Origin of the sequence: Citrobacter sp. Cf136, from assembly GCF_030333815.1 — a bacterium.
Taxonomy (GTDB): Bacteria; Pseudomonadota; Gammaproteobacteria; order Enterobacterales; family Enterobacteriaceae; genus Citrobacter; species Citrobacter freundii.
Window position 1 is genome coordinate 57179 of sequence record NZ_JAOWFE010000041.1, and the last position, 24960, is coordinate 82138.

General features: G+C 52.4%; 18 protein-coding genes and 2 pseudogenes. 7 read left to right on the forward strand and 13 right to left on the reverse strand.

Features of this window, described 5'->3' with window-relative positions:
* Positions 1–176 precede the first annotated feature (176 nt).
* Positions 177–401, reverse strand: a complete 225-nt coding sequence (locus OGV98_RS22065; RefSeq protein ID WP_202581047.1) for a DUF2188 domain-containing protein — start codon at positions 399–401, stop codon at positions 177–179.
* A 405-nt stretch (positions 402–806) separates the two neighbouring features.
* A pseudogene (locus OGV98_RS22070) lies at positions 807–1085 on the reverse strand (phage polarity suppression protein); the annotation flags it as partial.
* A gap of 126 nt (positions 1086–1211) precedes the next feature.
* On the opposite strand from OGV98_RS22070, the gene OGV98_RS22075 reads away from it, so the two are divergent.
* The gene (locus tag OGV98_RS22075) at positions 1212–1712 is read left to right on the forward strand and encodes a DUF6998 domain-containing protein (RefSeq protein WP_202581046.1); all 501 of its coding nucleotides are present in this window, start codon (positions 1212–1214) and stop codon (positions 1710–1712) included.
* A gap of 216 nt (positions 1713–1928) precedes the next feature.
* Here OGV98_RS22075 and OGV98_RS22080 read toward each other — a convergent pair whose 3' ends face one another.
* Positions 1929–2147: a hypothetical protein gene (locus OGV98_RS22080; protein ID WP_174501426.1), complete on the reverse strand. Its 219-nt coding sequence runs from the start codon at positions 2145–2147 to the stop codon at positions 1929–1931.
* A gap of 166 nt (positions 2148–2313) precedes the next feature.
* On the opposite strand from OGV98_RS22080, the gene OGV98_RS22085 reads away from it, so the two are divergent.
* The 3 genes and pseudogenes from OGV98_RS22085 to OGV98_RS22095 form a co-directional block, all read left to right on the forward strand.
* Positions 2314–5856, forward strand: coding sequence for an inverse autotransporter beta domain-containing protein (locus OGV98_RS22085; RefSeq protein WP_286552157.1), 3543 nt, complete (start codon positions 2314–2316; stop codon positions 5854–5856).
* A gap of 433 nt (positions 5857–6289) precedes the next feature.
* Entirely contained in the window at positions 6290–6652 is a 363-nt protein-coding gene (locus OGV98_RS23670) for an ESPR domain-containing protein (protein WP_373365816.1), read from the forward strand.
* 23 nt (positions 6653–6675) lie between these two features.
* Positions 6676–8178, forward strand: a pseudogene (locus OGV98_RS22095) (autotransporter outer membrane beta-barrel domain-containing protein); the annotation flags it as partial.
* Positions 8179–8393: 215 nt separating this feature from the next.
* Here OGV98_RS22095 and iolB read toward each other — a convergent pair.
* From iolB to OGV98_RS22145, 10 genes are all read right to left on the reverse strand, one after another.
* Positions 8394–9212, reverse strand: a complete 819-nt coding sequence (gene iolB / locus OGV98_RS22100) for a 5-deoxy-glucuronate isomerase (protein ID WP_003845950.1) — start codon at positions 9210–9212, stop codon at positions 8394–8396.
* A gap of 9 nt (positions 9213–9221) precedes the next feature.
* A complete protein-coding gene (gene iolE, locus OGV98_RS22105; protein ID WP_003845952.1) occupies positions 9222–10112 on the reverse strand; it encodes a myo-inosose-2 dehydratase in 891 nt (296 codons plus the stop codon).
* A gap of 14 nt (positions 10113–10126) precedes the next feature.
* On the reverse strand, positions 10127–12031 hold the full coding sequence (locus OGV98_RS22110; RefSeq protein ID WP_008321519.1) for a bifunctional 5-dehydro-2-deoxygluconokinase/5-dehydro-2-deoxyphosphogluconate aldolase: 1905 nt from the start codon (positions 12029–12031) through the stop codon (positions 10127–10129).
* Positions 12032–12043: 12 nt separating this feature from the next.
* On the reverse strand, positions 12044–13177 hold the full coding sequence (locus OGV98_RS22115; RefSeq protein ID WP_048232637.1) for a Gfo/Idh/MocA family protein: 1134 nt from the start codon (positions 13175–13177) through the stop codon (positions 12044–12046).
* Between the two features lie 8 nt (positions 13178–13185).
* On the reverse strand, positions 13186–14214 hold the full coding sequence (locus OGV98_RS22120; RefSeq protein ID WP_003826102.1) for an ABC transporter permease: 1029 nt from the start codon (positions 14212–14214) through the stop codon (positions 13186–13188).
* An 11-nt stretch (positions 14215–14225) separates the two neighbouring features.
* On the reverse strand, positions 14226–15773 hold the full coding sequence (locus OGV98_RS22125) for a sugar ABC transporter ATP-binding protein (protein ID WP_003839789.1): 1548 nt from the start codon (positions 15771–15773) through the stop codon (positions 14226–14228).
* Positions 15774–15823: 50 nt separating this feature from the next.
* Entirely contained in the window at positions 15824–16753 is a 930-nt protein-coding gene (locus tag OGV98_RS22130; protein WP_032949851.1) for a sugar ABC transporter substrate-binding protein, read from the reverse strand.
* Positions 16754–16791: 38 nt separating this feature from the next.
* Positions 16792–17778 (reverse strand): inositol 2-dehydrogenase, encoded by a 987-nt coding sequence (gene iolG, locus OGV98_RS22135; protein WP_003845960.1) that lies wholly within the window; start codon positions 17776–17778, stop codon positions 16792–16794.
* Positions 17779–18121: 343 nt separating this feature from the next.
* Positions 18122–20047: a 3D-(3,5/4)-trihydroxycyclohexane-1,2-dione acylhydrolase (decyclizing) gene (gene iolD / locus OGV98_RS22140; RefSeq protein WP_202581043.1), complete on the reverse strand. Its 1926-nt coding sequence runs from the start codon at positions 20045–20047 to the stop codon at positions 18122–18124.
* Between the two features lie 11 nt (positions 20048–20058).
* Positions 20059–21564: a CoA-acylating methylmalonate-semialdehyde dehydrogenase gene (locus tag OGV98_RS22145; protein ID WP_046670418.1), complete on the reverse strand. Its 1506-nt coding sequence runs from the start codon at positions 21562–21564 to the stop codon at positions 20059–20061.
* A 293-nt stretch (positions 21565–21857) separates the two neighbouring features.
* Between OGV98_RS22145 and OGV98_RS22150 the strand changes: the two genes are divergently transcribed.
* From OGV98_RS22150 to OGV98_RS22160, 3 genes are all read left to right on the forward strand, one after another.
* Positions 21858–22712 (forward strand): MurR/RpiR family transcriptional regulator, encoded by an 855-nt coding sequence (locus tag OGV98_RS22150; RefSeq protein WP_003839777.1) that lies wholly within the window; start codon positions 21858–21860, stop codon positions 22710–22712.
* A gap of 244 nt (positions 22713–22956) precedes the next feature.
* The gene (locus OGV98_RS22155; protein ID WP_003839775.1) at positions 22957–23523 is read left to right on the forward strand and encodes a Slp family lipoprotein; all 567 of its coding nucleotides are present in this window, start codon (positions 22957–22959) and stop codon (positions 23521–23523) included.
* A gap of 280 nt (positions 23524–23803) precedes the next feature.
* Entirely contained in the window at positions 23804–24958 is a 1155-nt protein-coding gene (locus OGV98_RS22160; RefSeq protein WP_202581042.1) for an efflux RND transporter periplasmic adaptor subunit, read from the forward strand.
* Positions 24959–24960 lie beyond the last annotated feature (2 nt).

Genomic DNA, 24960 nt, shown 5'->3' on the forward strand with positions numbered 1-24960 from the left:
AAAGTGTAAAGGCCGAGAATACTTATAATTACTTCAAACTTAATGAAGTAGAGATAGAAGCATTGAATAGTGCACAGGGAATTAATCAGATAGTTGATTTACTCAACACTTTCAATCCTTGAAATGAAAGATAAAATCATATCTAGAAAGCCGCCAACAAGGCGGCTTTGATTCAATTAGCCCTTAGATTTTTTCGGATCATCTTTTCGTTGGTAAGTCCGTTCTTCCTGAATCCGTCCATCCTCTTTGTGAATCTTTACTGAGCCCGTTTTATCTTTCATAAACTCTCGCATTTCTTCAACAATTTCATTTTTGGTTGTCGCAGTCTTGCTAGGTCTTTGATTCCCTTCTTTTTGAAGTTTCCATTTATCACCATCTTTAGTAATGTGATAATTATCCATCAAAGTCTCCAAATGTAGTTGAACATAAGAAATGTCATTAAAAATTTTAACCAAAACGAAACGCTGGGTTTGTGTAGCACCTCTCATCCACAAATTACTATCCCAACAAACACGACAAGAAGTTTCAGCAACAAACCAATGGCTAGCATGACAGTACCTTCATGCTTAATTCTGACATTGATCTTTAATAATACGTTCCATCACTGGCGCGCAATGCTCTCCCCGCCACGCCTGCCCGCTTAAGAGGTCGCTTTTAATGCAGGTGCATGAACGGCCTCAGGCCGCACCGGTACTGGTGTTGCATGGGAAATAAAATACGGGGATTTGCATGCAAAACCATGCACCTTATGGATGCATGGCTTTTTTCGGGAAAAATAGCGGAATTTTCGGGGATTTTTTTGCGTGCTACCGTGTGGCCAGTTCTGCACGTCGGCGGGTGTAAATCAGGTTCTGTGCCGGGGTGAATTTCTGGCGATTATCATCCCGCGAGACCGCATCAGGCCTGAATCCGATAGCCGTTAAAATATCGCTGTCCTGCACGGAATAATTAATTTTTTCACCTGCGACCAGCCACACCGACAGGACTTCACGCAGATAATCAACCGAGTGCTGCATGGCGCTCTGTTTTACTGCGGGAAGCTGTTCGTTATACCCCATCAGCTCAGGTGCCAGCGTGGTGAACAGTTAAATGCAAAAAAACTTTTTTGAGTATGATATAGCTCTCCATACTCTATGGAAAGATCCAAGTTAGCTGAAAGCCTCACCAAGACAGCACATTAATTCGTAACGTGTTAAGCCAAAGGGAATCCTATGGGGACTACTTTGCTTCAAGAAAACCATGAAAAAATTTTAAACATACTAAATGAAGCTAAAGATGTGGCGCTAAGGTATTACAAATTAACCAACAAACCTCTCGGAATCACTGGAGAAATAGCTGAACATGAAGCTGCAACTCTTCTCGGGTTGTCACTATGTTCGGCACGTCAGTCCGGATACGATGCGACTGAGATTTTGGACGGGAAAGAATATAGAGTTCAAATCAAAGGTCGATATATGCCTGATCCTAAAAAAGTCTCTGCGAGAATTGGTGCTATTGATATATCTAAGCCATTTGATTCTGTACTTTTAGTTTTGCTTGATGAAAATTATGATGCTTTTGCCATGTATGAGGCATCACGAGATGTAGTAGTCGCAGCTCTTCAAGCTCCGGGGTCAAAGTCTAGAAATGAGCGAAATCAACTAGGCATAGCAAAATTCAAGTCTATTAGTAGTCTCCGCTGGAGCAAGGTTGCTGAACCTGAGATCCTTTAATTGGTACACGTTTAGGTACACAACCGAAGGTTGAATAAGAAAAAAACCTTAGTATTTAACACGTTGAGCATGTTATTCAGACTCCTTCAGCCAGTACTAGGACAGCACTAACAATAACAGGAAGTTAGCAGTCTCAGCAGGACACCGACCAGACGGTGAGGGGACAAAAAAGGATACGCAAAGGAGCCGCGGCTCCCGAGTGACATAAAAGCCCGCTTAAGCGGGATTTTTTATGCTCTTTGCCCCGTCATGAATAGCGTTGGCACGTTCCAGACTTAAATCCGGAGAACGTGATGATAGCTGAATACGAACAAGCAGATTAATTTCCTGATACCCCTTTATATTTAACAGTGAACGACCATGGTTAAATAACACCCCTACAAACTTAAAATCGTCACGATAAAAAGAAACATATTTTTTAAATATATTTGTCATTTAAACATTCGACATAGTTAGCCCCCCCCACGCCACATAGTGTAAAAATATCCAGTTAACTTCTCCATGAACAACTCTTGAATTTTCCTACTAAATACATATATTACGCATCCCGTTCAGTACATAGAATAACCTTTGATTTTTTTAATTGATATTGGAGTTACGAATGTCAAATAAGAAAATTTCGCGGAGCAATGGGGCAACAGGCCCCGTTAATAAGGTTGTCGCATGGTCAACAATCGCTTTGCAGGCCCTGTATCCTGCCCTTCTTAGCTTCACGCCAACCATTAGCCATGCGTCAGCCGTTAAGGCATCGCAGACCGCCGCAGAACAGCAAGAACTGCGCGGCCTGTCTTCTCTCGCCGCGCAAGCTGGCAGAAGTATTGAAAACGGCCATGCGGGCAGTTTTGCTGCCAATACCGTCTCAGCACAGGCAACGAAGGAGGTGGTAGAGTGGCTACAGAAGTACGGTAATGCGCGTATTCAACTCAACGTCGATGACGCTTTCTCGTTGAAAGATTCGTCGTTCGATTTCCTTTATCCGTGGATTGATACAAAGCAGCATGTTTTATTTAGCCAGACATCGCTTCACCGTACCGATGACAGAACCCAAACTAATATCGGTATGGGTTATCGCTACTTCACGGCGGATAATTCAATGCTGGGCGCAAACTTATTTTATGACTACGATTTAAGTCGTCATCACGCACGTATGGGTGCAGGCGTTGAGTATTGGCGAGATTATTTACATGCAGGCGCAAATGCTTATTTAAGATTATCAAAATGGAAGGATTCCCACGATCTGGATGATTATCAGGAACGTCCGGCGGATGGATGGGATATCTATACCCAAGGTTGGTTGCCATCGTATCCGCAACTGGGCGCATCGCTTAAATATGAAAAGTATTACGGCAAGAATGTCGGCCTCTTTGGCAGCGATCATCTTCAGGAAAATCCGTACGCCTTTACAGGCGGGATCAGCTATACGCCGGTTCCGCTAGTTACGCTTTCCGCTGAACACAAGCAGGGGCAGAGCAATACTCATGATTCACGCTTCGGCGTAGAGATTAACTATCGCCCCGGCATCCCGCTGGCGAAGCAGTTGGACAGCGACAATGTTGCGTTGATGCGCGAAGTTCAGCACGGACGCTACGATTTTGTCGAACGAAATAACAATATCGTTCTGGAATACCGCAAAAAATCGGTTCTGAAAATCCGCCTGCCTGAAAGCGTGCAGGGGGAAGGTGGCGCCGTTGTTCCGGTGACGATTTCACTGGATAAATCCCACTGGGGCATTCAGTCGGTAGAGTGGAACGATAGCGCATTTGCCGCCGCTGGCGGGCGCATTTCCGGTAGCGGCACGTCATGGCAACTGAGGTTACCCGCTTATACACCAGGCGGCACCAATCAGTGGCAGATCGGCGCAACGGCGCGAGATGTTAAAGGAAACGTCTCTAACTATGCGGTGATGAGCGTAACGGTGACGGGGAATTCAGCCACTGTCGGCACAATGGATTTTACATTGAACGATGAGCAGCAACCGATCATCGCGGCTGATGGGAAGTCACAGCATCCGGTTAAGCTGGTGCTTAAAGATACCAATGGCAACCCGTTAACAGGGCTTGCACATGACATTGAGTTGTCTTTGGCATTTACGCCTGACGCACAGAGAAATCGTGAGCGTTCGGCACTGGCTCCAAAGCTTGGTGAAGTACAGGAAACCCGTTCCGGGGTGTATACCGCGATGCTGACGCCGGGTTTAACTGCGGGGACGGCACGCATAACCGCTAAAGTCCTGGGTAAAACAGAAACCCTGACAGTGACACTAAAAGCGGTTTCCGCCGAGTCGGCAAAATCGACATTCACAGTAATGCCCATGGAGCAGGTCGTAGGGCACCCGATTAACCTGGCGTTAGAAGCAAAAGATAAAGACGGGAATGCCATCACCGGCGACGACAGCTTACGTTTTTATGCTGTTTCAGCCAGCGGCGAGATCCGTTTTACTGCAGTAGAAGAGAAAGACGGCGTGTACAGCGCTAAGGCAACATCTGAACTGGCTCAGGCGGCACGCATTGGTGTGACGTCACAAAAACATGATTTCTCCGGACTGGAAAAACAAGCCAACTGGATTGCAGACAAAACGCAGCCGGTGGTGCAGGCGTTTAACCTGACCAGAGACAATGCGCTGGCGGATGGCAAACAGAGTAATGTCGCGGTCGTTACCCTGACCGACCCTTATGGTAACGCGCTATCCGGATACACGGTCACCCTGGCGTTACCGTCACAGGTCAAGGTTGCGAATGGCGAGAACGTTGCCACCACCGATGCCAAAGGTGAAGCAAGATTCTCACTGACCAGTTCAACGCCGGGAACCTATGAGGTTACGCTGAACGTGGGGAACATCAGCTCATCCCTAAGCGTCACATTTGCCTCTGCAATGGAGGGGGCAACATTGTCTCTGACAGCCAAAGACAATGGCGCAATCACCGATATTGCAGCAAACGGTCGCGATGGTGCCACGCTTGAGATCATGCTCAACAATACCAACGCGTCGGTTGAAGGACAGAAAGTGGAGCTTATCGTAACGCCACAAGGTCTCGTGTATCCGGACAAAATCACCACCAATAAAGAGGGTTACGCGACGGTAACGTTAACAACGGTTAAGGCGGGTCATTACACCGTTAATGCCAGGGTTACAGATGGGCAGCACAGCGTTGAGTCCTCAAGCGTTGACCTGGAATTCGTACCTGATATTAACAGCGCAGTGCTGAATTTGGCGGCACCTGCTGAGAGCATCGTGGCAAACGCATCAGCTACGCATGAAATTCAGGTACAGGTTGTCGACGGTGAGAACAACCCATTTAGTGGCGACGTGCACCTGACCAGTACCCCTGCCAATGGATTAAAACTGGGCCAGTCAGAACTGACATTGGATGAGAAAGGAATGGCATCGACAACCTTTGTTGTCACAGAAGCCGGGCACTATCAATTGCAGGCAACCTTCATCAAAGAGGGTAAACGTGTTACGGCGGGTAAGGCGATTGAGGTGGTATCAGATCTGCAAAATGCAGCGTTGACGATCGAACCGTCAACCACATCCGCCGTAGTGAGTGATGTGGATAACGTGGCGTTTACCCTGCATCTGAGCGATACATCGGGGAACAGCGTCAGCAACCGTAAGCTGAAGATTACGGCCACAGGCCCATCGCCACGCGATCCTCTGGTGATTGATAATACGCTTGTCACCACCAATGCTTCCGGTACTGCGACCGTAAATGTCCACGGTCAAAAGGCAGGTCGTTACACGCTGACCGCCACATTGGCTGAACACGGTAGCAACGTCTCGGCAAATGCTTCGCTGATGCTGAATGCTGATGCCCAGAATCCAGTACTCACTCTGGAGCAGGATTTTGGCTACGTCGTTGCCAACCTTGAGCCGATGGGCTTTATGGCCCGATTGCGAGATAAATTTGGCAATCCGTTAAACGGCAGTGTCGAATTTAGCGCAGGCAGCAGAGCCAAACCCGACAGCGGAACCTTTACGATGACACCGGATAAAACCAACTTTAAGTTAGGAAATGCCTACTCTGAACTGAGAACGGATACTGCTGGTGAAAGTTGGGTGAAAGTGAAGGCAACGACGGGAGATAAAACGTTGGAAAAAGAACTCACCGTCTGGGTAGTTGAGAATCATCAACCGAATTCCTGATCGGGATATAAACAGGAGATAGCCGCAGCATGGCGGCTATCTCCCTTTCTATATATTGTCCACAAGTCTTCTACCCACTAAGACTCAGAACTGTAATAGGTATAGCAAAGCTAAGTTCACTCTCGACGATTCCCCCTCCCCCGTTGATTTGAAAACAAGCAGCAATATAATAAAGGGGCTGGAAATATCAGCAAAGCCTCAGGTAAAATATTTTCAGACTGATGGCTATATTATCAAAATTAATTTATCACGTGACAAACTACGCAGGGAGACTTGAATCGAGTATCCAGTACCAATGCTTACATCACATTAATGACACATGACATATATCATCAATTCGGAGATCTGCATTTTCACTCTCAAAAATGTAGCCCGATAAATACCTTACCCCAAAAGTGTTAAATTTTTATTATGATTATTTTGCGGAGAGTTTATGAACAAAATATATCAAATAAAATGGAGTAAAGTCCGTAATTGCTGGTGTGTGTGCTCCGAACTGGGAAGGAAGAACACGAAAAAAAAGTCCAGGGCGTTATTAGCCGGTGCTGTAGCGCTATGTTCATCAATGGCCTTTGCTAATGATATTGATGTCAGCACAGATAGCACCGTTGATTTTGGCGAAAAAAACCAGTCTATTAATTACCATATCAATGTAAAAGATAATGCTAACCTGGTAATCAATGCGCCGGACTCTCGCCCCCGCCTGACCTTCACATCAGGTGGTGGACTGGATATTACCCAAGGAACAGTGCGTATCAATGGTGAGCTAAACGTTCTGCTGAGAGGTACGGGTTAGCGAGCCAGCAGGTCAATATATCTTCTGCCGGTATGCTTTCAGGCGCGGGAACGGTACTAGGCAGTATCCATAATGCCGGACTGTTTGTTGCCGGAAATGGAGCATCAGGCCACTTTACTGTTGGCGGAGATCTCACCAATCAGGGTGCGATATCTTTGGGGAATATTGGACAGTCCGCCGGCAACCAGCTGATTGTTGAAGGAAATTACCACGGCAACAATGGTCATATTAATTTTGATACGGTTCTGGGGGACGATCGTTCGGCCACCGATAAGCTTATTGTAAAAGGTGATACTACTGGCAATACTCAAGTAAGTGTCACCAATGCAGGAGGCCAGGGCTCACAAACTCTGGAGGGGATTGAGCTTATTCATGTTGATGGCCGTTCTGATGGTGATTTTACTCAGAGCGGGCGTATCACTGCGGGTGCATATGATTATTCATTGGTTCGAGGTCAGGGGGCTAACAATAATCACTGGTATCTGACCAGTCAGTTGATTAAGCCTGAAAATCCCGAAAAACCAGTTTCGCCCACAGAGCATATGCTTCGCCCTGAAGGAGGAACCTATACCGCGAACCATGCTGCAGTAAACACCATGTTCAACATGCAGCTACACGATCGCTCGGGCAAAGCTCAGTACACAGATGTGTCAACCGGAGAGATGAAAACCACCGGTATGTGGATGCGTCAGGCAGGTAGCCACCAAAGTTGGTATGACGGTAGCAGCCAGTTGCGTACTCAAAGTAATCGCTATGTGATGCAGCTCGGCAGCGATATCGTGCAGGGCTCAACCAACGGGCATGATAGCTGGCGTCTCGGGATCATGGCCGGATATGGTCATGACAATAATCAGACCCGCTCATCAGCAACGGGTTACACCTCGCGAGGTAGCGTCAATGGCTACAGCACTGGCCTTTATGCCACGTGGTTTGCCGATAACACTGATCATAAAGGCCTGTACTTCGACGGTTGGGCACAATATGGATGGTTTGATAACCATGTCAAAGGTGAAGGACTGGCTTCTGAGTCCTATAAATCCAAAGGTCTGACGGCATCTGTTGAAACGGGGTATACCTTTAAAGTTGGCGAATTCTCTGGCAGCAAAGGAACCGTTAATGAGTGGTATGTTCAACCGCAGGCGCAGGTTACCTGGATGGGGGTCAAATCAGATGACCATCGGGAAGCTAACGGAACGCGTATCGAGATGAATGGTAACGGTACTATTCAAACCCGTCTTGGAGCCAGAACCTATCTGAAAAGCTTTAATAAAATGGATGAGGACAAAGGCCGCGAATTCCAGCCATTTATTGAAGCTAACTGGCTCCATAATACACGCAGTTTTAGCACAAAAATGGACGACGTTAGCGTCAGCCAGGAAGGTGCACGCAATCTGGGAGAGATTAAACTGGGTGTTGAAGGCCAGATTACGCCAGATTTAAATCTGTGGGGTAATGTGGGCGTCCAGATGGGAGACAACGGTTACAACAACAGCGCGGCAACGTTAGGACTGAAATATCATTTCTAATCAGCCCGCAACAAAAGATAGCCGGGGTGTTTTCGACAGCACCCTGGCTACTGCCATAATCCCAAATATATCGACGCTTGCATTATTCTCATAGCAAGGCGAGCTATGAGAATAATGAGCACTTAAATAGTACCAACCGTCATCCCATCCCTCCCATTTTACTGATCAAAAGGAGGGGAAAAAACGACTCGCTTTTAACAAAGCCATTCATAACCTTACTTATCAACTGGATACTCGCGATTAATCCACGCATGTTCATCTTCCCAGGTAAACATCCATTTGCGAACCGGCCCCGCCATCACGTTAAGGTAGTAGCTGTCATATCCTGCCAGGGTTGCCACCGGGTGATACCCTTTTGGCACCATCACCACATCGCGGTTATAGACTGCCATACACTCGTCAAGCGATCGGTCGTCGGTGTATACCCGTTGCAGACAGAATCCCTGCGGCGGGTTGAGGCGATGGTAGTAAGTCTCTTCCAGATAGGTCTCCTGCGGCGGATTGTCGGTATCATGCTTGTGACTTGGCCAGGAACTGGTACAGCCTTCGTTGGTCCACACTTCCACCACCAGCAGGCTATCAGCAGGTTTATCTTCCGGTAAAATGTTATGCACATAACGCTGGTTGTGACCTTTGCCGCGCGCTTCCCCGTCGATATCCTTAGGGGCGATCAGCCGTGTTGGGTGTGTGCCTTTCCCCGGCGCAGCGCAGACCGCCAGCTCTAGTCTGGTCACTGCCTGAACCTGTATGGTTTCACCAGCAGTGACATAGACCGCCCACGGTTTTATCCGTTCGAACGGGCTCATCCGTTCGCCGATATCTGTAAAGGTTGCACCCGGCGTGGTGATGGTCGCGCGTCCGGCGACCAATACCAGACAACGTTCTTCGCTGACGGCGGGCAGCGTAAGCTGCTGCCCCTCTTCCAGTTCGTACGCTTTAAAGCCAACATATTCCCAACCGGCGCTTTCCGGCGTCACTGACTGCGTACGCCCCTGCGCGTCCGGCTGCTGCCAACGTGATAATAAACGTGACATATCACCTCCTCAGATAAGACCAGCGTCACGCGCCAGACGGCTAAGGTTGTTATAGCCCAGACGCGCATACGTCAGCGGATGCGCGATGGCCGGATCCTGCTCCGCCTCCACGACTAACCACCCCTGATACTGGTTCGCCTTCAGCAAGGCCATGATCGGCGGATAGTCAACGCAGCCATCGCCCGGCACGGTAAAGACCCCACTCAGTACCGCATCGAGAAAGCTGGTTTTGCGATTTTTGACATCCGCCAGCACGTCGGCACGCACGTCTTTACAGTGAACATGGTTGATACGCGATGCCCAGCGCTGCGCCACCGCCAGCGGATCGGCTCCGGCGAAGGTCAAGTGTCCCGTGTCGAGCAGCAATCCAACTTCATCACCGGTATTCGTCATCAGATTACCCACATCTTCAGCAGATTCAATCACCGTTCCCATGTGGTGGTGATAGGCAATCTGTACCCCCTGCTGTTGGGTGTAGCGCGCAAACTCGGTAAGCTTTTCACCGTATTCTTGCCAGCGCTCTTGCGGGAAGCGCGGACGCAGATGTACCGGCGTCTGCTGCTCGCCGTGAATGCAGCCACTGACTTCGGCAAAGACCAGCACCTTGGCCCCCAACTCGCGCAGTAACGTCAGATGTGACTGCACGGCGGCAATCTCCTCCTCCACGCTGCGTTCCAGCAGACGTCCAGAGTACCAGCCGGAAACCAGTTGCAGGTCGTGACGCTGCAAAATGGGGCCGAGCAGACGCGCCTCGCGCGGGAATTTATTACCCAGTTCGAAACCAGCAAATCCGGCCTCTTTACCCTCGCTCAGACAAGTATCAAGCGACGTCTCAGCGCCCAGTGAAGGAAGATCATCATTCGTCCATGTCAGTGGATTAATACCTAATTGTACCGTCATTATCTTCTCCTGAATTATGCTTGTCCGCGCTCGCGCCACCAGGCGATAAGCTGCAGGTAGTTATCTTTAATGCGCGCCACCAGTTGCGCATCGTCAATATCGTGTTTCAACCACGCGCGGGAAGCGTCGCCAAACAGCGTGCGTCCCACGGCAAATCCTTTCACCACCGCATGACCCGCAGCCGCTTTGAAATCAGCGCGCAGTTGCTCTGCCGGTGCGTCCAGACCAAGGATCACCACGCCACGGCAGTGCGGATCGCGCCGTTCAATAATGTCACTCAACGCCGTCCAGCCAGCAGAAGTCAGCGGTGGGAGTTTCCACCAGTCGGGGTAGATCCCTAAGTTGTAGAAGCGGGAAATAGCGCGCAAATACAGTTCATCACTGCGCGGCATACTGGCCGGCAAAATCACCTCCAGCAGCAACTCATGACCAGACTGACAACAGGCGCGGTACACCTCGGCGATTTTCTGTTCTTGCTCCAGACGCAACGCGTGGGCATCTTCCGGATGGAAAAAAACCAGACACTTCACCACATGTTCCTGCGGCCAACTGATGAGCTGCGAGCCAATATTGCCGTGTTCCATCTCCAGCGGGCGAGATCCCGGCAGTTCGATAGGGCGACCTATCCACCAGCCCTCTCCGGTTATCGAATTCAGCGCATCCTGACCAAACGTACCGTCGCAAAGCAGCCCGGCCTTGCCCTCCAGCCCGGCGCTGTTGGCTGCTTCACGGCTGGCCTGCAAAATAAGCTGTTTCAATGCCGGAATACGCTTCAAAGACGCGCCGCACTGTAGCGCCATCTCTTCAAGCTGACTGCGGTGATCGAAAGCCATCACGCACAGTTCCGGCCATTCGCGGCGACGGGTGGTGACGCGGTGCAGATGGTTTAGACGCGGGTCAAGATCCGGACGCGGAACCTCCGCAGCACGAGAAAGATAATCATCTAGCTCAACTTTGCTCGGCATCGCCGGCGCACAGCCGTGACGAGATACCACCAGCGCACCGCAGGCATTAGCATAGCGGCACGCCTGCTCCCATCCCTCATCGTTGAGGTAGCCGCGCAGCAGGCCGGACATAAACGCATCCCCCGCCCCCAACACGTTCAGCACCTCCACGCGTACGCCTGTCACCGTCAGGCCATCGTCCAGCCGGGCCGGGATCGCGTCGGTATACACCGAGCTACCGAGCGCACCGCGCTTGCAGACCAGCGTCGCGTTACTCACGCCGCGAACCTGCGACAGCGCCTGCAGCGTATCGGTACTGCCGCCCGCGATATGAAACTCCTCCTCGGTGCCGACAATCACATCAAAAAGATGCAACACCTCCTGCAATTGACGGGTGACCTGATCGGCGGCGATAAAACGTGTTTCGCCGTCGCCTAAGGATGTAAGCCCCCACAGCACCGGGCGATAGTCGATATCCAGCGCCGTACGCACGCCGTGACGCCGGGCGTAAGCGAGCGCCGTCAACACCGCCTCGCGGGTTTGCGGATGAGAAAGATGCGTCCCGGTGATGGCAAGACAACGAGCAGAAGCGATGTACTGTTCATCAACATCGCTGGCGGTAATCGCCATATCCGCGCAGTTATCACGGTAAAAAATCAGTGGGAAGGTGTCCCGGTCTTTAATGCCGAGTAGCACCAGCGCTGTCAGGCGGTCTTTATCGGTAATCAGATGGCTGGTATCGCAGCCTACCTGATTTAATTCTTCACGCAGGAAACGCCCCATATGTTCGTCGCCAACCCGCGCCAGCATTGATGAACGCAGTCCCTGCCGCGCCGTTCCGTAGGCCACGTTGCCGGACGATCCGCCAAGATATTTGGCAAAGCTCGACACATCTTCCAGGCGTGCGCCAATCTGCTGACTGTAGAGGTCAACCGCCACGCGGCCCATGCATATCACATCAAACTGCTTTTCCACGTTGATACCTCTTCAGACAATATCGTTCACATTCAGCCAGCGGCCTTCCAGGTGCGAGAGTGCGATAGCGTCAAGCACACGCGACACCTTCCAGCCCTCTTCGAAGTCCGGCCACATCGGCGCATCGGCGGCAATGCCGTCCACCAGGTCGCGCACTTCCACCGTTTTCTGGTCGTTAAAGCCGATGCCATGCCCTGCTCCCATGCAAAACGCGCCGTAGTCCGGATGCGAAGGACCAACCAGTAAAGTGCGAAACCCCTGGCGGTTGACCGGATCGTCATGCAAATAGAGCTTCAGCTCAGCCATGCGCTCCTGGGTAAAACTGATGGTTCCTTTGGTCCCGGTAATCACATACGACAACCCCATCTTGCGGCCACAGGCGACGCGGGAGGTTTCAATCACCCCTTGCGCACCGCCTGCAAAGCGCACCATCGCGTGGGCCTGATCTTCGTTCTCTACCGTCACCATTTGCGAGGAACCGACTTGCGCCGGACGCTGTGGCACCACGATCTTCAAGTCGCCGCAGACCTGATGAATATCGCCAACCAGGTACTGCGCCATATTGACGATATGCGCCGCCAGATCGCCAAGTGCCCCCAGCCCCGCCGTTTCTTTAAAACAGTGCCAGTGGATCGGCGCAAGCGGATCGGCCATGTAGTCTTCGTTGTGGGTGCCGTAGAAATGGATCACCTCGCCAATTTCGCCGCGCTCAATGATCTCTTTCGCCAACTGCGCCGTTGGGTTCTTCATATAGTTGAACCCCACCAGGGTTTTCACTCCTGCCCGCTGTGCGGCCTCAACCATTTCACGCGCGTCGTGGGCGTTCAGCGCCAACGGTTTTTCCGAATACACATGCTTGCCGTGGCGAATCGCTTCCAGCGCCATCTCTTTGTGCAGATGATTAGGAGAACAGATATCCACCACATCAATGGCCGGGTCGGCCACCAGCGCCCGCCAGTCTCCGGTTGAGCGATTGAAGCCAAACGCCTGCGCCCGCTCTGCCGCCAGTTCCGGCGTGACTTCCGCCACCATCTCGCGCACTAGTTTGCCGCGCAGGTTGAACACCGTCGGGGCCTGGGCATAGGCGATAGCGTGCGCCTTACCGATATACCCGGTGCCAATCAATCCAATACGAACCTCTTTCATCATGATCCTCACAGTGCGCCGCGACGGCTCTTGGCGTAGGTATCGAACGCCACCGCCAGAACGATAATTAAGCCGGTAATAATTTGTTGGTAGTAAGCCGAGACGTTCATCAGCACCAGACCGTTAATCAGGATGCCCATGATGATCGAGCCGATAATGGTGCCGCCGATACGCCCGTACCCCCCCATCAGCGACGTGCCGCCAATCACCACCGAAGCGATGACACGCAGCTCAAAGGAGATCCCGGCGACCGCTTCCGCACTTCCCAGACGTGCGCTGAGGATGAAGCCCGCCAGCCCGGCCAGACAGCCAATCAGTACGTAGACGCTCACCAGCACGCGCTTCACGTTGACCCCTGCCAGACGCGCCGCCTCCGGGTTGCCGCCGATGGCGTATACGAAGCGCCCCCAGCGGGTTTTATGCAGCGCCAGATAACCGCCTACGGCCACCAGAGCAAAGATCCAGATTGGAATCGAAATGCCGAGCAGTTCGCCGCGTCCCCACCAGCGGTATCCCGCGTCGAAACCGGCAATCGGCGCGCCGTCGTTGATCACCAGCGTCAGGCCGCGCCAGATGGTCATCCCACCGAGGGTGACGATAAACGGCGGAAGACGCAGGCGGGTCACGCCGAGGCCATGCAGAAAACCAATCGCGGTGCCCATCGCCATACAGATACCAAGGCCAATCAGCCAGCTCATGCCGCCCCAGGCGTTCGGATCGACGGTGGTGAAGTTGTCGCCCTTGATCACATACGCGGCGGTCATAGCGCAGACCGCCAGGATAGAGCCCACCGACAGATCGATGCCGGCAGTCAGAATGACAAACGTCATACCCACCGCCATGATCCCGTAGATGGAGACTTCGGTCAGAATGTTGAAAATGTTGCGTTCAGAAAGAAAATTGCTGTTCTGCAACTGAAAGAAAATCAGCAGCAGGATCATAAAAATCAGCACCCCAAAGCGCTCAAAAAAGGCAATGGGATCAAGACGTCCACCGCGTTTGGCTGGAACCTGCGTTTTAGAAATAATCTGCGTCATGAGTCACTCCGTTATGCCGCATTCAGGGCGTTGTGGTTGATGGCCATCATCGTCATTAGCCGCTCTTCGTTGGCGTCATCGCCGTGGATCTCGCCAGTCACCCGGCCTTCACTCAACGTGATGATCCGATCGGAAACCGCCATGACTTCCGGCAGATCGGAGGAGATCACAATCACCGCCACGCCCTTTTTCGCCATATCAAACAGCACCTGATGGACTTCTGATTTGGTGCCAACATCGATGCCGCGCGTCGGTTCATCCACAATCAACACCCGAGGGTTAAGCGCCATGCAGCGCGCGAGGATCACTTTTTGCTGGTTTCCGCCGGAGAGCTTGCGCACCTCCTGCGCACTGTTGACCATTTTGATCTGCAGCGCCTGGCGGTAAGACTCAATCAGGGCATCTTCTTTGCGGGTATTCACAAACCAGCGCCAGTGCAGCAGTGACGACAGGCTGGAGAGCGACAGGTTGTCGCGGATCGACAGTCCCAACACTGCCCCCTCTTTTTTACGATCTTCCGGTACCAGCGCCAGCCCCTGATCCAGCGCAAACAGCGGATCGCGCGGCTGATACGGCACGCCATCAAGTTCAAAGCTGCCGGAGGTAAAACCGTCGGCGCCAAACAGGCAGCGGGCCACTTCGGTGCGCCCGGCACCCACCAGTCCGGCAATACCTAATACTTCGCCAGCATGCACGTGGAAGCTAATGTCGTGCAGCGCGATGCCATGCGGATCCAGCGGCGGTTTTTCGCGGCTAAGCCCCTTCACCGCCAGACGCACAGGTTTATCTTCATGGTGAGTTTCGCTGGCCGGGCGGCGATTAAAGGCCACATCGCGCCCCACCATCAGGCGGATCAGCTGTTCTACGGTGGTCTGTGCAACCGCGCCATTCCCGGTGAATCGTCCATCCTGAAAAACGGTGAACTGGTCGCAGAGTTGAAAAACTTCATGCAGGCGATGGGTGACGTAGATAATGCTCACGCCACGCCCTTTAAGTTCCCGCACCACCCGGTGCAGACTTTCTACTTCGCTGTCGCTCAGCGCGGCGGAAGGTTCGTCCATGATGATCAGCTTCGCGTTCAACGTCAGCGCCCGCGCAATTTCCACCATTTGCTGCTGCGCCACGCTCAGTCGGGCCACGGCTGTGGTTGGCGCAACGTTCAGTTGCAGGTAATCCAGAATTACCTGCGCCTCCTGATTTACCGCCTTTTCGTCCACAATCAGATTGCGTTTACGCGGTTCACGTCCGAGGAACATATTCTCGGCGACGGTCATATTGGGCAGCAGATTAAATTCCTGATAAATCGTGATAATGCCCTTGTTCTGCCGCTCAACCGGAGAGTCTTCTACCGGCAATGTTTCGCCGTTGAACCAAATATCCCCGCGTGTTTGCGGCTGTGCGCCCGCCAGCGCTTTCAGCAGGGTCGATTTTCCGGCACCGTTCTCACCTAACAGCGCATGAATTTCGCCTGCTCCGACAGTCAGTTGTGCGCTGCTCAGCGCCCAAACGCCGGAAAAGCTTTTCGCCAGGTCGGTCACTTTCAGTAAGGGTTGCGACATCGGTCTGCTCCTCCTCATAGAGAGCCGCCGTAACGGCGGCTCCGGACATATCAGTTACCGGCCTCACCGATACGCTCAGCCTGCTGCAAATTTTCTTTAGTGATAAGCGTTGGCGGGTAGTCAGCCCCGGTGATCGCAGTCTTCTCACGGACGTTATTCACCAACTGGCTCATGGCCGTTTTCACCGCAAAGCCAGGACGTTGATCCGCCGTCACTGCCAGCCAACCGTCGCGCACACGCGCCAGTGCTTCCGGCACGGCATCGAATCCCGTGACCAGAACTTCACCCGGCTTCAGTCCTTGTCCCTGTAACGCTTCAATCGCGCCCAGCGCCATATCGTCGTTAGCGGAGAGGATCACCTGCGGGCGTTTCGGCAGCGAAGGCAGCACGCTTTCAACAATGCGCATCCCTTCAGAACGCATCCAGTTACCCGTCTGATCGGCAACGATCTTGTACTTTTCACCGCCCGCCTTTAGGCTGTCGCGAATACCTTTAGTACGTTCAATGTTGGAGGAGGAGCCTGGCTGGCCGGTCAGCAGAATAATGTCTGCCCCGTCTGGGAATTTGGTTTTGACAAAGTCGCCAATCGCCTGGCCGCCTTTGTAGTTGTTCGCGCCGAAGTGCGGCACTTTTTTCTGGCTGTCAACGGAGCGGTCGAGCGTGACCACGGGCAGTTTCGCATCCTGAATTTCATCTACCGCGCTGGATACCGCGTTGACATCGTTCGGCGAAACAATAAAGCCCTGTGCGCCACGAGTTATGGCGTTTTCCAGGTCAGCGACCTGTTTTGGCGAGCTACCCTGCCCGTCCAGGACCTGTAAATTCACGCCCATCTCTTTTGCGGCTTTCACCGCCGTGCGCTGCATGTGAACTTCAAATGGCATCGCCAGGTTTGGCGTACTGAAAACAATTTGCTCATTTTCAGCAATGGCTGCCCCGGATGTCATGGCGATGAGGACAGCTAAGATCAATTTTTTCATTATTATGTCTCTCTGTGTAGGGTAGGTTGTGGTGACAATCAGAGGAGAACTTCACGCTGGCTATGCAGTGACTCCAGCGCTTTATCCGCCAGATACAGCGCACGCTCGCCATCGTCCCCGCTGCAATCAGGGACCGCTTCGCCGCGCAGTACCGCAACAAAGTGTTCCCATTCCGCGGCATAGGCCGATTTATAACGCTGCAGGAAGAAGTGTTCAGGTAACGCGCTGGTGCAGCCCTGTTTGCCGTAATGCTGCACCTGGTTTTCGAGAATATTGCCCGCGCACAGCAGCCCTTCAGAGCCGTGCAGCTCAAGGCGCTGATCGTATCCGTAAGAAGAACGGCGGCTGTTGACGATGGTCGCCATCGCGCCGGAGGCGTATTTCAGTACGATGAACGCGGTGTCGATATCGCCCGCTTCGCCAATCGCCGGATCCACCAGATTGCTGCCCTGGGCATACACCGAAACCGGCTCTTCGCCCATGATAAAGCGCGCCATATCAAAATCGTGGATGGTCATATCGCGGAACATACCGCCGGATACGCGCACATATTCCGCAGGCGGCGGCGACGGATCGCGGGAGATGATCAGCAGCGATTCCGGTTTACCGATACGCCCGGCCAGTGCGTCAGTTTTCACGCGGCGAAACTGCGGATCGAAGCGGCGGTTGAAACCGATAAACAACGGTACGTCGTACTCTTTGACCACTTTCAGACAGTCGCGTACACGGGCCAGATCCAGGTGGACCGGCTTTTCACAGAAGATGGCTTTGCCGTGGCGTGCGGCCATTTCAATCAGATCCGCGTGGGTATCGGTCGCGGAGGCAATCAGCACGGCGTGAACGTTAGGGTCCGTCATCGCCTCATCCAGGCTTTGCAAACGAGCCTGGTACTGTGTGGCAAGACGAGTGGCAAATTCCTGATTCGGGTCGACGACCGACCAGAGGGTAGTAGCACTGTGACTGGCAATGTTAGCTGCATGTACCTGGCCAATTCGGCCAGCGCCCAGTAAAGCAATGTTAAACATAACGGCTCCCGGTGTTGGTGAATGCGATGAACTAACGACCCTTTAAATAAAACATTTATTTCATTTTTATAAATAGTGAAAATTATATTTTTGGGTGCAAGTTAACACTTTTGAGATGATCGAGATAAAATTTGTTATCAATATCACAACATAAAGACAGGAAAGATGAAGGAATTGGCCCCCTTCCGTTCAGGAAGGAGGTGATGGATGAAGAGAAAGGAAAAATGAAATGAAAATTTCGTTGTCGCAGGTTGCCGGATGACGACGCTAACGCCTTATCCGGCCAGGAGATAGAATCCGCTGTAGGCCGGATAAGCGCAGCACCATCCGGCATTAATCGCTTTTAGTACTGGCGTGCGTTTTTCACCTGCTCAAACGTCTGCTCAGCCGCTTTTCGCACCGACGGAGAGTCTGCCACCTGCGCATCGCCAGTGCGCCACCAGGAGGCATAGTCGTGGGTCATGGTTTTCGGCAGAACTTTGATATCCAGCAGCACAGGCCCTGAATGCACACGGGAGGCTTCCAGCGCCGCCAGCAGACTTTGCTCGTCATGTACGCGCCATGCCCGACAGCCGTAGCTTTCCGCGTTTTTGGCAAAATCGACCTTCACCAACGGTCCATCTAACCGTCCGGTTTGCGGGTTGCGGTGGCGGTTTTCCGTACCGAAACTCCCCATCCCATGCCCCATCTGCAGGTTGTTAATGCACCCGAAGCTGGCGTTATCGAACAACAGGATAGTGACTTTTATCCCCTCCTGAACGGCGGTTTGTAGCTCGGAATGCAGCATCATGTATGAGCCATCCCCCACCATGGCATAAACCGGCTGCTGTGGCTTCGCCAGCCTGGCCCCAATAGCAGCCGCAATTTCATAGCCCATACAGGAGTAGCCGTATTCCAGGTGATAGCTGTCCGGGGTTTTGACCTGCCAGATACGCTGTAAATCGCCTGGCAGCGATCCAGCGGCCCCCACGACGATAGCGTTATCTTCAATGTGCTGATTGATAAGTCCCAGCACCTTCGTCTGGGTCAACCGGGTGTTTAGCGTGTCGCCATATTCCGCCAGCTGAGCGTCAAGATGCCCTGCCACTTCGGGTTCGTCGTCGGGACGCCAGTCGCGATCCCATAAACGTTGGCACTCATTGCGCCAGGCCGCCTGCGCCTGCGTTACCTCATCCCCCCAACCGCTGCGGTAGTCTTTTAGCGTTTCAGTTAACGCCGTCAGCCCGGTACGGGCGTCGGCGATAAGCGCGGTGGCATCAAGCTTCAGCGCGTCAAACTCCGCCACATTCAGCAGCAGGAACTCAACCTCCGGATGAGAAAACAGCGCTTTCGAACCGGTGGTAAAGTCGGTGAGGCGCGTACCGATGCCGATCACCAGATCGGTTTGCGGTGCGAGCTGATTCGCTGCCATCCCTCCAGTTACTCCAATGCCTCCGAGGTTAAGTGGGTGGTCACTAACCAGTGCGCCTTTTCCGGCCTGAGTTTCGGCAAACGGCAGTTGCAGCGTTTCAACAAACGTACGAAACGCCTCATGCGCGCCGGAATATCGTACCCCGCCGCCGCATACCACCAGCGGACGGCGTTTGCGGGCAATCAGCGCCCGCGCCATCGCCAGACGCTGTGGGTCGGGCGGTCGACGTTCAATCAGATGAACGCGGCGCGCAAAGAAACTCTGTGGATAGTCCCAGGCTTCTCCCTGTACATCCTGTGGCAGGCAGATGGTCACGGCACCAGTATCTGCGGGGTCAGTAAGCGTTCGCATCGCGTTTAGCATCGCACTCATTAACTGCTCCGGGCGGTTAATCCGGTCCCAGTAACGCGAGACCGGGCGGAAGCAGTCGTTGGTGCTGATGCCAAGGTCATGGTATTGCTCAATTTGCTGCAATACCGGGTCCGGCTGACGGCTGGCGTATACATCCCCGGGCAACAGCAACAGCGGAATACGGTTCGCCGTTGCGGTCGCCGCGGCAGTCACCATATTCGCCGCTCCCGGCCCAACCGATGACGTCACGGCAAAAATACGCTGGCGCCGATGCTGTTTGGCGAATCCGGTCGCCATGTGCGCAATTCCCTGCTCATTACATCCCTGCATCACCTGCAAATGACCGGGATCCTGCTCAAGCGCCTGGCCAATGCCAAGCACATTACCGTGACCAAAGATGGTGGCGACCCCCTCGACAAAGGGCGTTTCCACGCCATCGACACAGATATATTGTTGATTAAGGAATTTGACCAGCGCCTGAGCCATGGTCATACGTTCGGTTTGCATAAACCCTCCTGTCAGCCCAGCGTTGGCATGGAGAACGCTGCCCCTGTGTCCTGCAGCATCTCCGGCCAGCGTGCGGTGACGGTTTTCATCCGGGTGTAGAAGCGCACGCCATCATTGCCGTGAACATTGAGCGCCCCAAAAATGGACCGCTTCCAGCCGCCAAAACTGTGGAACGCCATCGGCACCGGAATAGGCACGTTAACGCCCACCATGCCCGCCTGCACCTCTTCGCAGAAACGACGCGCACAGCCGCCATCACGTGTGAAAATTGCCGTGCCGTTACCATATTCATGACGGTTAATCAGTTCCACCGCGCTGCTGTAATCTGCTACGCGCACCACAGAAAGCACCGGTCCAAAAATCTCTTCTTTATAAATGGTCATCTCCGGCGTGACGTTATCAAACAGGGTCGGCCCAACAAAATAACCCTGCTCATGGCCTTTAACGCTAAAACGTCGACCATCCACGCGCAGACTGGCTCCTTGAGATTCCCCACTGTCGATATACCCGAGCACTTTATTCCGATGCACCGAGGAGATAAGCGGTCCCATTTCGTTTTCCGGTGTCTGATCAAGCCCCGGCCCGACACGCAGCGCCGCAATCTGTTTTTCCAGTCTCGAGCACAGCTCATCTGCCGTTTTATCACCCACCGCCAGCACGACAGAAAGCGCCATGCAGCGTTCACCCGCCGCGCCGTAAGCGGCCCCCATAATGGCGTTGGTCGCCATATCCATGTCGGCATCCGGCATTAAAATGCAGTGATTTTTAGCACCACCTAACGCCTGGCAACGCTTACCGTGGGCTGACGCTGTCTGATAAATGTATTCCGCAATCGGCGTAGAGCCGACAAAGCTCACGGCTTGCACGCGCGGGTCAGTCAGCAGCACGTCGACGGACTCTTTATCTCCCTGTACGACGTTGAACACGCCGTCCGGCAGGCCCGCCTCTTGCAGCAGTCTCGCCAGAGCCAGGGCGAGAGAAGGATCTTTTTCCGAGGGTTTCAGCACAAAGGTATTCCCGGTTGCCAGCGCGATGGGGAACATCCACATCGGTACCATTGCCGGAAAGTTAAACGGCGTGATCCCGACGCAAACCCCGAGAGGTTGCATCAGCGAATGGCTATCGACGCCGGTGCCTACATTGGCTGAGTGTTCGCCCTTTTGCAGATGTGGGATGCCGCAGGCAAACTCCACCACTTCCAGGCCGCGGGTCAGCTCACCAACTGCGTCAGAGAACACCTTGCCATGCTCTTCGCTGATGATGCGAGCCAGCCTCTCCATGTTTTCTTCCAACAGCGCCTTAAAGCGGAACATCACTCGCGCACGTTTTAACGGAGAATGGCGCGCCCACCCGGGGAATGCGTCGTGCGCTGCCGCAATGGCCTGCTCGGTTTCCTGTGTCGTACTCATCACCACCTGGCGGATCTGCTCGCCGGTGGCCGGGTTGAAGATTGCCTGAACGCGCTGGCCTGAACCGGTGACACATTCGCCGTGGATAAAATTCGCTACTGTCTCCATCCTTAACCTCTCGCTGTTGATACGTGACTGTTACCTAAACACTGTTATCTGTGTACTATATATGAAACAAACATTCCATTTTAAGTTGAAATAAAATAAATAATGATTAATGTGATCAAGGATGGGTTTTTATGTTAACAAGCGGAATCGCATGATTAGCGTGCACTGGCAGAACGTTTCAGCGAACGGCAAACCTGAAGCTTTTGTTTCGTTTTTACAGCCAGATGAATGAGTGACATTTCAAAGACGCGGTTTTGCGTTTAGAATCATAAAACTATGTACCAGGAGGTAAAATGACAACAGCAACCAGCCTGAACGAGCTGCAGCAGCAAATCCGCGATCGCTACGATAGCCTGAGTAAGCGGCTGCAGCAGGTGTCCCGCTATGTGCTGGATAATACCAATAGCGTGGCCTTTGATACGGTTGCCGTCATTGCTGAACGTGCCGGAGTTCCACCCTCAACGCTGATCCGCTTCGCCAATGCCTTTGACTTCACCGGCTTCAACGAAATGAAACAGCTGTTTCGTATGAACCTGGTGGAGGAAACCGCCAGCTACAGCGACCGCGCGCGCATGTTCCGTGAGATGGAAAGCGAAGCCGTGCCGGAAACCCCACTCGATATCCTGCAGGAGTTCGCCCGTTCGAATACTCAAGCGCTCCAGCAGCTGGCTGCCCGTGCCGAACCTGAAATGCTGGAACGCGCCGTACAATTGCTGGCAGAAGCCGACACCATTTACATCGCCGGTCTACGTCGTTCGTTTAGCGTCGCCGCCTATCTCACCTACGCCCTGAGCCATCTTGAGTGTCGCCCTATTTTGCTCGACGGAATGGGCGGAATGCTGCGCGAGCAGATTAACCGCATTAAAGCGCGCGATATCGTGGTGTCGATAAGCTTCTCGCCTTATGCGGAAGAAACGGTGATGGTCAGCGAAACTGCGGCCAATGCCGGCGCGCGCCAGATCGTGATTACCGACAGCCAGATAAGCCCGCTGGCAACATTCAGCGATCTCTGCTTTGTGGTGAAAGAGGCGCAGGTCGACGCGTTTCGTTCCCAGTCAGCGACGCTGTGCCTGGTACAGTCACTGGTCGTGGCGCTGGCTTACCGGCTAGGTGACGGGAGTAATGAACGCGGTCATTCTGTCGGTTGATGAGCGCCGCGAAAATTGATGATCCGCTTTATTACATTCCCGCCAGCGTGACGTGAAATCGTGATGCCTGCAGTTACTTTTATGGTCGTTGAAAATATCGCCATCATTCAGCGACCAGATAAAATACAATCCGTTATTACCATGAGCTACAATTATATTAATTTTAGATAATCAACAATGCGTGTGCTGACAATAATACGCAAAGGTTTACTATAGCCCTGTCTTTTTTAAGCAGGAAAGTAAAATGAAAAATACAAAAGGGTTGATGATTATTGCCCTTGCTTTCACCCTGGCATCATGTGCCGCCATTCCTGAGAATATCAAAGGTAATAATCAACCCGATATCCAAAAAAACTTTATCTCCGTGCATAACCAGCCCGGTTTATATACCGGTCAGCAGGCCCGTTTTGGCGGTAAAGTCATCAATGTGATTAATACCAAAAAAGATACGTTGCTGGAAATCGCCGTTTTGCCACTGAACGACTCTGCTAAGCCACAAATTGACGCGAGCTATCAGGGACGTATTCTTGCCCAGCAGAAAGGTTTCCTCGATCCGGTAAACTACAGAAACCATTTCGTGACTATTTTGGGAACAATTCAAGGAGATGAGTCAGGTTTCATCAACAAAGTCCCGTACAACTTTGTTAAAGTTGATTTACAAGGTATCCAGGTTTGGCATTTAACTGAGTCTGTCAACACCACTTATAATATGTGGGATTATGGTTACGGTGCGTTCTGGCCAGAGCCGATGTGGGGAGCGCCTTACTACGCTAATACAGTAACTCAGGTAACTCCGGAGCTAGTGAAATAATCCCAGAGGTAAGATGGCGCGACTATATTCCGGAGTCAGGTGTTGGCAAACAACCCTTCTCATTACCCCGCGTTTATCTTATTGCGCCATCCTGCTTCATGAGATCCTTCGCTTAACATGCATTCTTCCTGTTACATATAATTTTTAACCGCTAATTCTTTAGCGAAGAAATGGGCTTTACCCTTCTCATGCCTGACCATCTTTTGTTATTTACCGACAACTCCCCCACCCTGCATGCAATAAAAGAACATTTGTGTTTACACATTATTCAGGGATTACTATGAACAGAAAATGCTTACTGTTGATACCATTATTCTTTAGTAGCGTCATCATCACCGCCTGCGATAATAAACCTGCAGTAAAAACCACCATGGAGCCCGAGGTCGGCGTTGTTACCTTAGCCCCCTCCTCAGTAAATATTAAAAGTGAACTTCCGGGTCGCGCGCTTGCGTTCGAGATCGCCGAAATCCGCCCTCAGGTTGGTGGGATCATCATAAAACGCAACTTTGTTGAAGGTGATAAAGTCAGCAAAGGAGAATCACTGTATCAAATTGATCCAGCCCCACTGCAGGCACGACTGGACTCAGCCAAAGGCGCGTTGGCAAAGGCACAGGCTACCGCCAATAATGTTCGTCTGACACTAAATCGGCAGTCAGCATTAATACAATCTAATTACGTCAGCCGCCAGGACTATGACACCACGCGTTCACAGCTTAATGAAGCGCAAGCCAATGTTGCCGTCGCTAAAGCGGATCTTGAACAAGCCACTATCAATCTTCGATACGCCAATGTTACCTCGCCCATTGATGGCATTAGCGGCAAATCTTCCGTGACCGTGGGTGCCCTGGTTACTGCCAATCAGGAAAACTCGCTGGTCACCGTTCAGAGATTAGATCCGATCTATGTTGATTTAACGCAGTCAGTACAGGACTTCTTACGCCTGAAAGAAGAGAAAGCTAACGGCAAAATTGCCCAGCAACAAGGCAGAATTCCGGTTGAGCTGATGCTGGAAAACGGCAAACCCTATCGCCATACCGGTACGCTTGAGTTTTCCGATCCCGCTGTTGATGAGACCACCGGTTCGGTAACCCTGCGCGCCGTATTTCCCAATCCTGAAGGTGAAATTTTACCCGGCATGTATGTCACTGCGTTGCTGGACGAAGGCAGTCAACAAAACGTGTTGATGGTCCCCCAGCAAGGAATTACGCACAACGAACAAGGAAAAGCCACCGCGCTGATCCTTGACCAGAAAAACGTAGTGCAACTGCGTGAAATAAACGCAGTGAAGGCCGTTGGTAATCAATGGTTAGTGACCGCGGGATTACGCCCCGGCGATCGGGTCATTGTGTCCGGATTACAAAGAATTCGTCCGGGAAGCAAAGCCCGGGTCCTCCCTTCAAAACTGAACACACCTGACACGGTAGCTGAACAGTAATA

Coding starts and splice junctions, on each gene's coding strand:
- OGV98_RS22065 (WP_202581047.1), bottom strand. CDS start 401: ATGGATAATTATCACATTACTAAAGATGGTGATAAATGGAAACTTCAA.
- OGV98_RS22075 (WP_202581046.1), top strand. CDS start 1,212: ATGGGGACTACTTTGCTTCAAGAAAACCATGAAAAAATTTTAAACATA.
- OGV98_RS22080 (WP_174501426.1), bottom strand. CDS start 2,147: ATGACAAATATATTTAAAAAATATGTTTCTTTTTATCGTGACGATTTT.
- OGV98_RS22085 (WP_286552157.1), top strand. CDS start 2,314: ATGTCAAATAAGAAAATTTCGCGGAGCAATGGGGCAACAGGCCCCGTT.
- OGV98_RS23670 (WP_373365816.1), top strand. CDS start 6,290: ATGAACAAAATATATCAAATAAAATGGAGTAAAGTCCGTAATTGCTGG.
- iolB (WP_003845950.1), bottom strand. CDS start 9,212: ATGTCACGTTTATTATCACGTTGGCAGCAGCCGGACGCGCAGGGGCGT.
- iolE (WP_003845952.1), bottom strand. CDS start 10,112: ATGACGGTACAATTAGGTATTAATCCACTGACATGGACGAATGATGAT.
- OGV98_RS22115 (WP_048232637.1), bottom strand. CDS start 13,177: ATGAAAGAGGTTCGTATTGGATTGATTGGCACCGGGTATATCGGTAAG.
- OGV98_RS22120 (WP_003826102.1), bottom strand. CDS start 14,214: ATGACGCAGATTATTTCTAAAACGCAGGTTCCAGCCAAACGCGGTGGA.
- OGV98_RS22125 (WP_003839789.1), bottom strand. CDS start 15,773: ATGTCGCAACCCTTACTGAAAGTGACCGACCTGGCGAAAAGCTTTTCC.
- OGV98_RS22130 (WP_032949851.1), bottom strand. CDS start 16,753: ATGAAAAAATTGATCTTAGCTGTCCTCATCGCCATGACATCCGGGGCA.
- iolG (WP_003845960.1), bottom strand. CDS start 17,778: ATGTTTAACATTGCTTTACTGGGCGCTGGCCGAATTGGCCAGGTACAT.
- iolD (WP_202581043.1), bottom strand. CDS start 20,047: ATGCAAACCGAACGTATGACCATGGCTCAGGCGCTGGTCAAATTCCTT.
- OGV98_RS22145 (WP_046670418.1), bottom strand. CDS start 21,564: ATGGAGACAGTAGCGAATTTTATCCACGGCGAATGTGTCACCGGTTCA.
- OGV98_RS22150 (WP_003839777.1), top strand. CDS start 21,858: ATGACAACAGCAACCAGCCTGAACGAGCTGCAGCAGCAAATCCGCGAT.
- OGV98_RS22155 (WP_003839775.1), top strand. CDS start 22,957: ATGAAAAATACAAAAGGGTTGATGATTATTGCCCTTGCTTTCACCCTG.
- OGV98_RS22160 (WP_202581042.1), top strand. CDS start 23,804: ATGAACAGAAAATGCTTACTGTTGATACCATTATTCTTTAGTAGCGTC.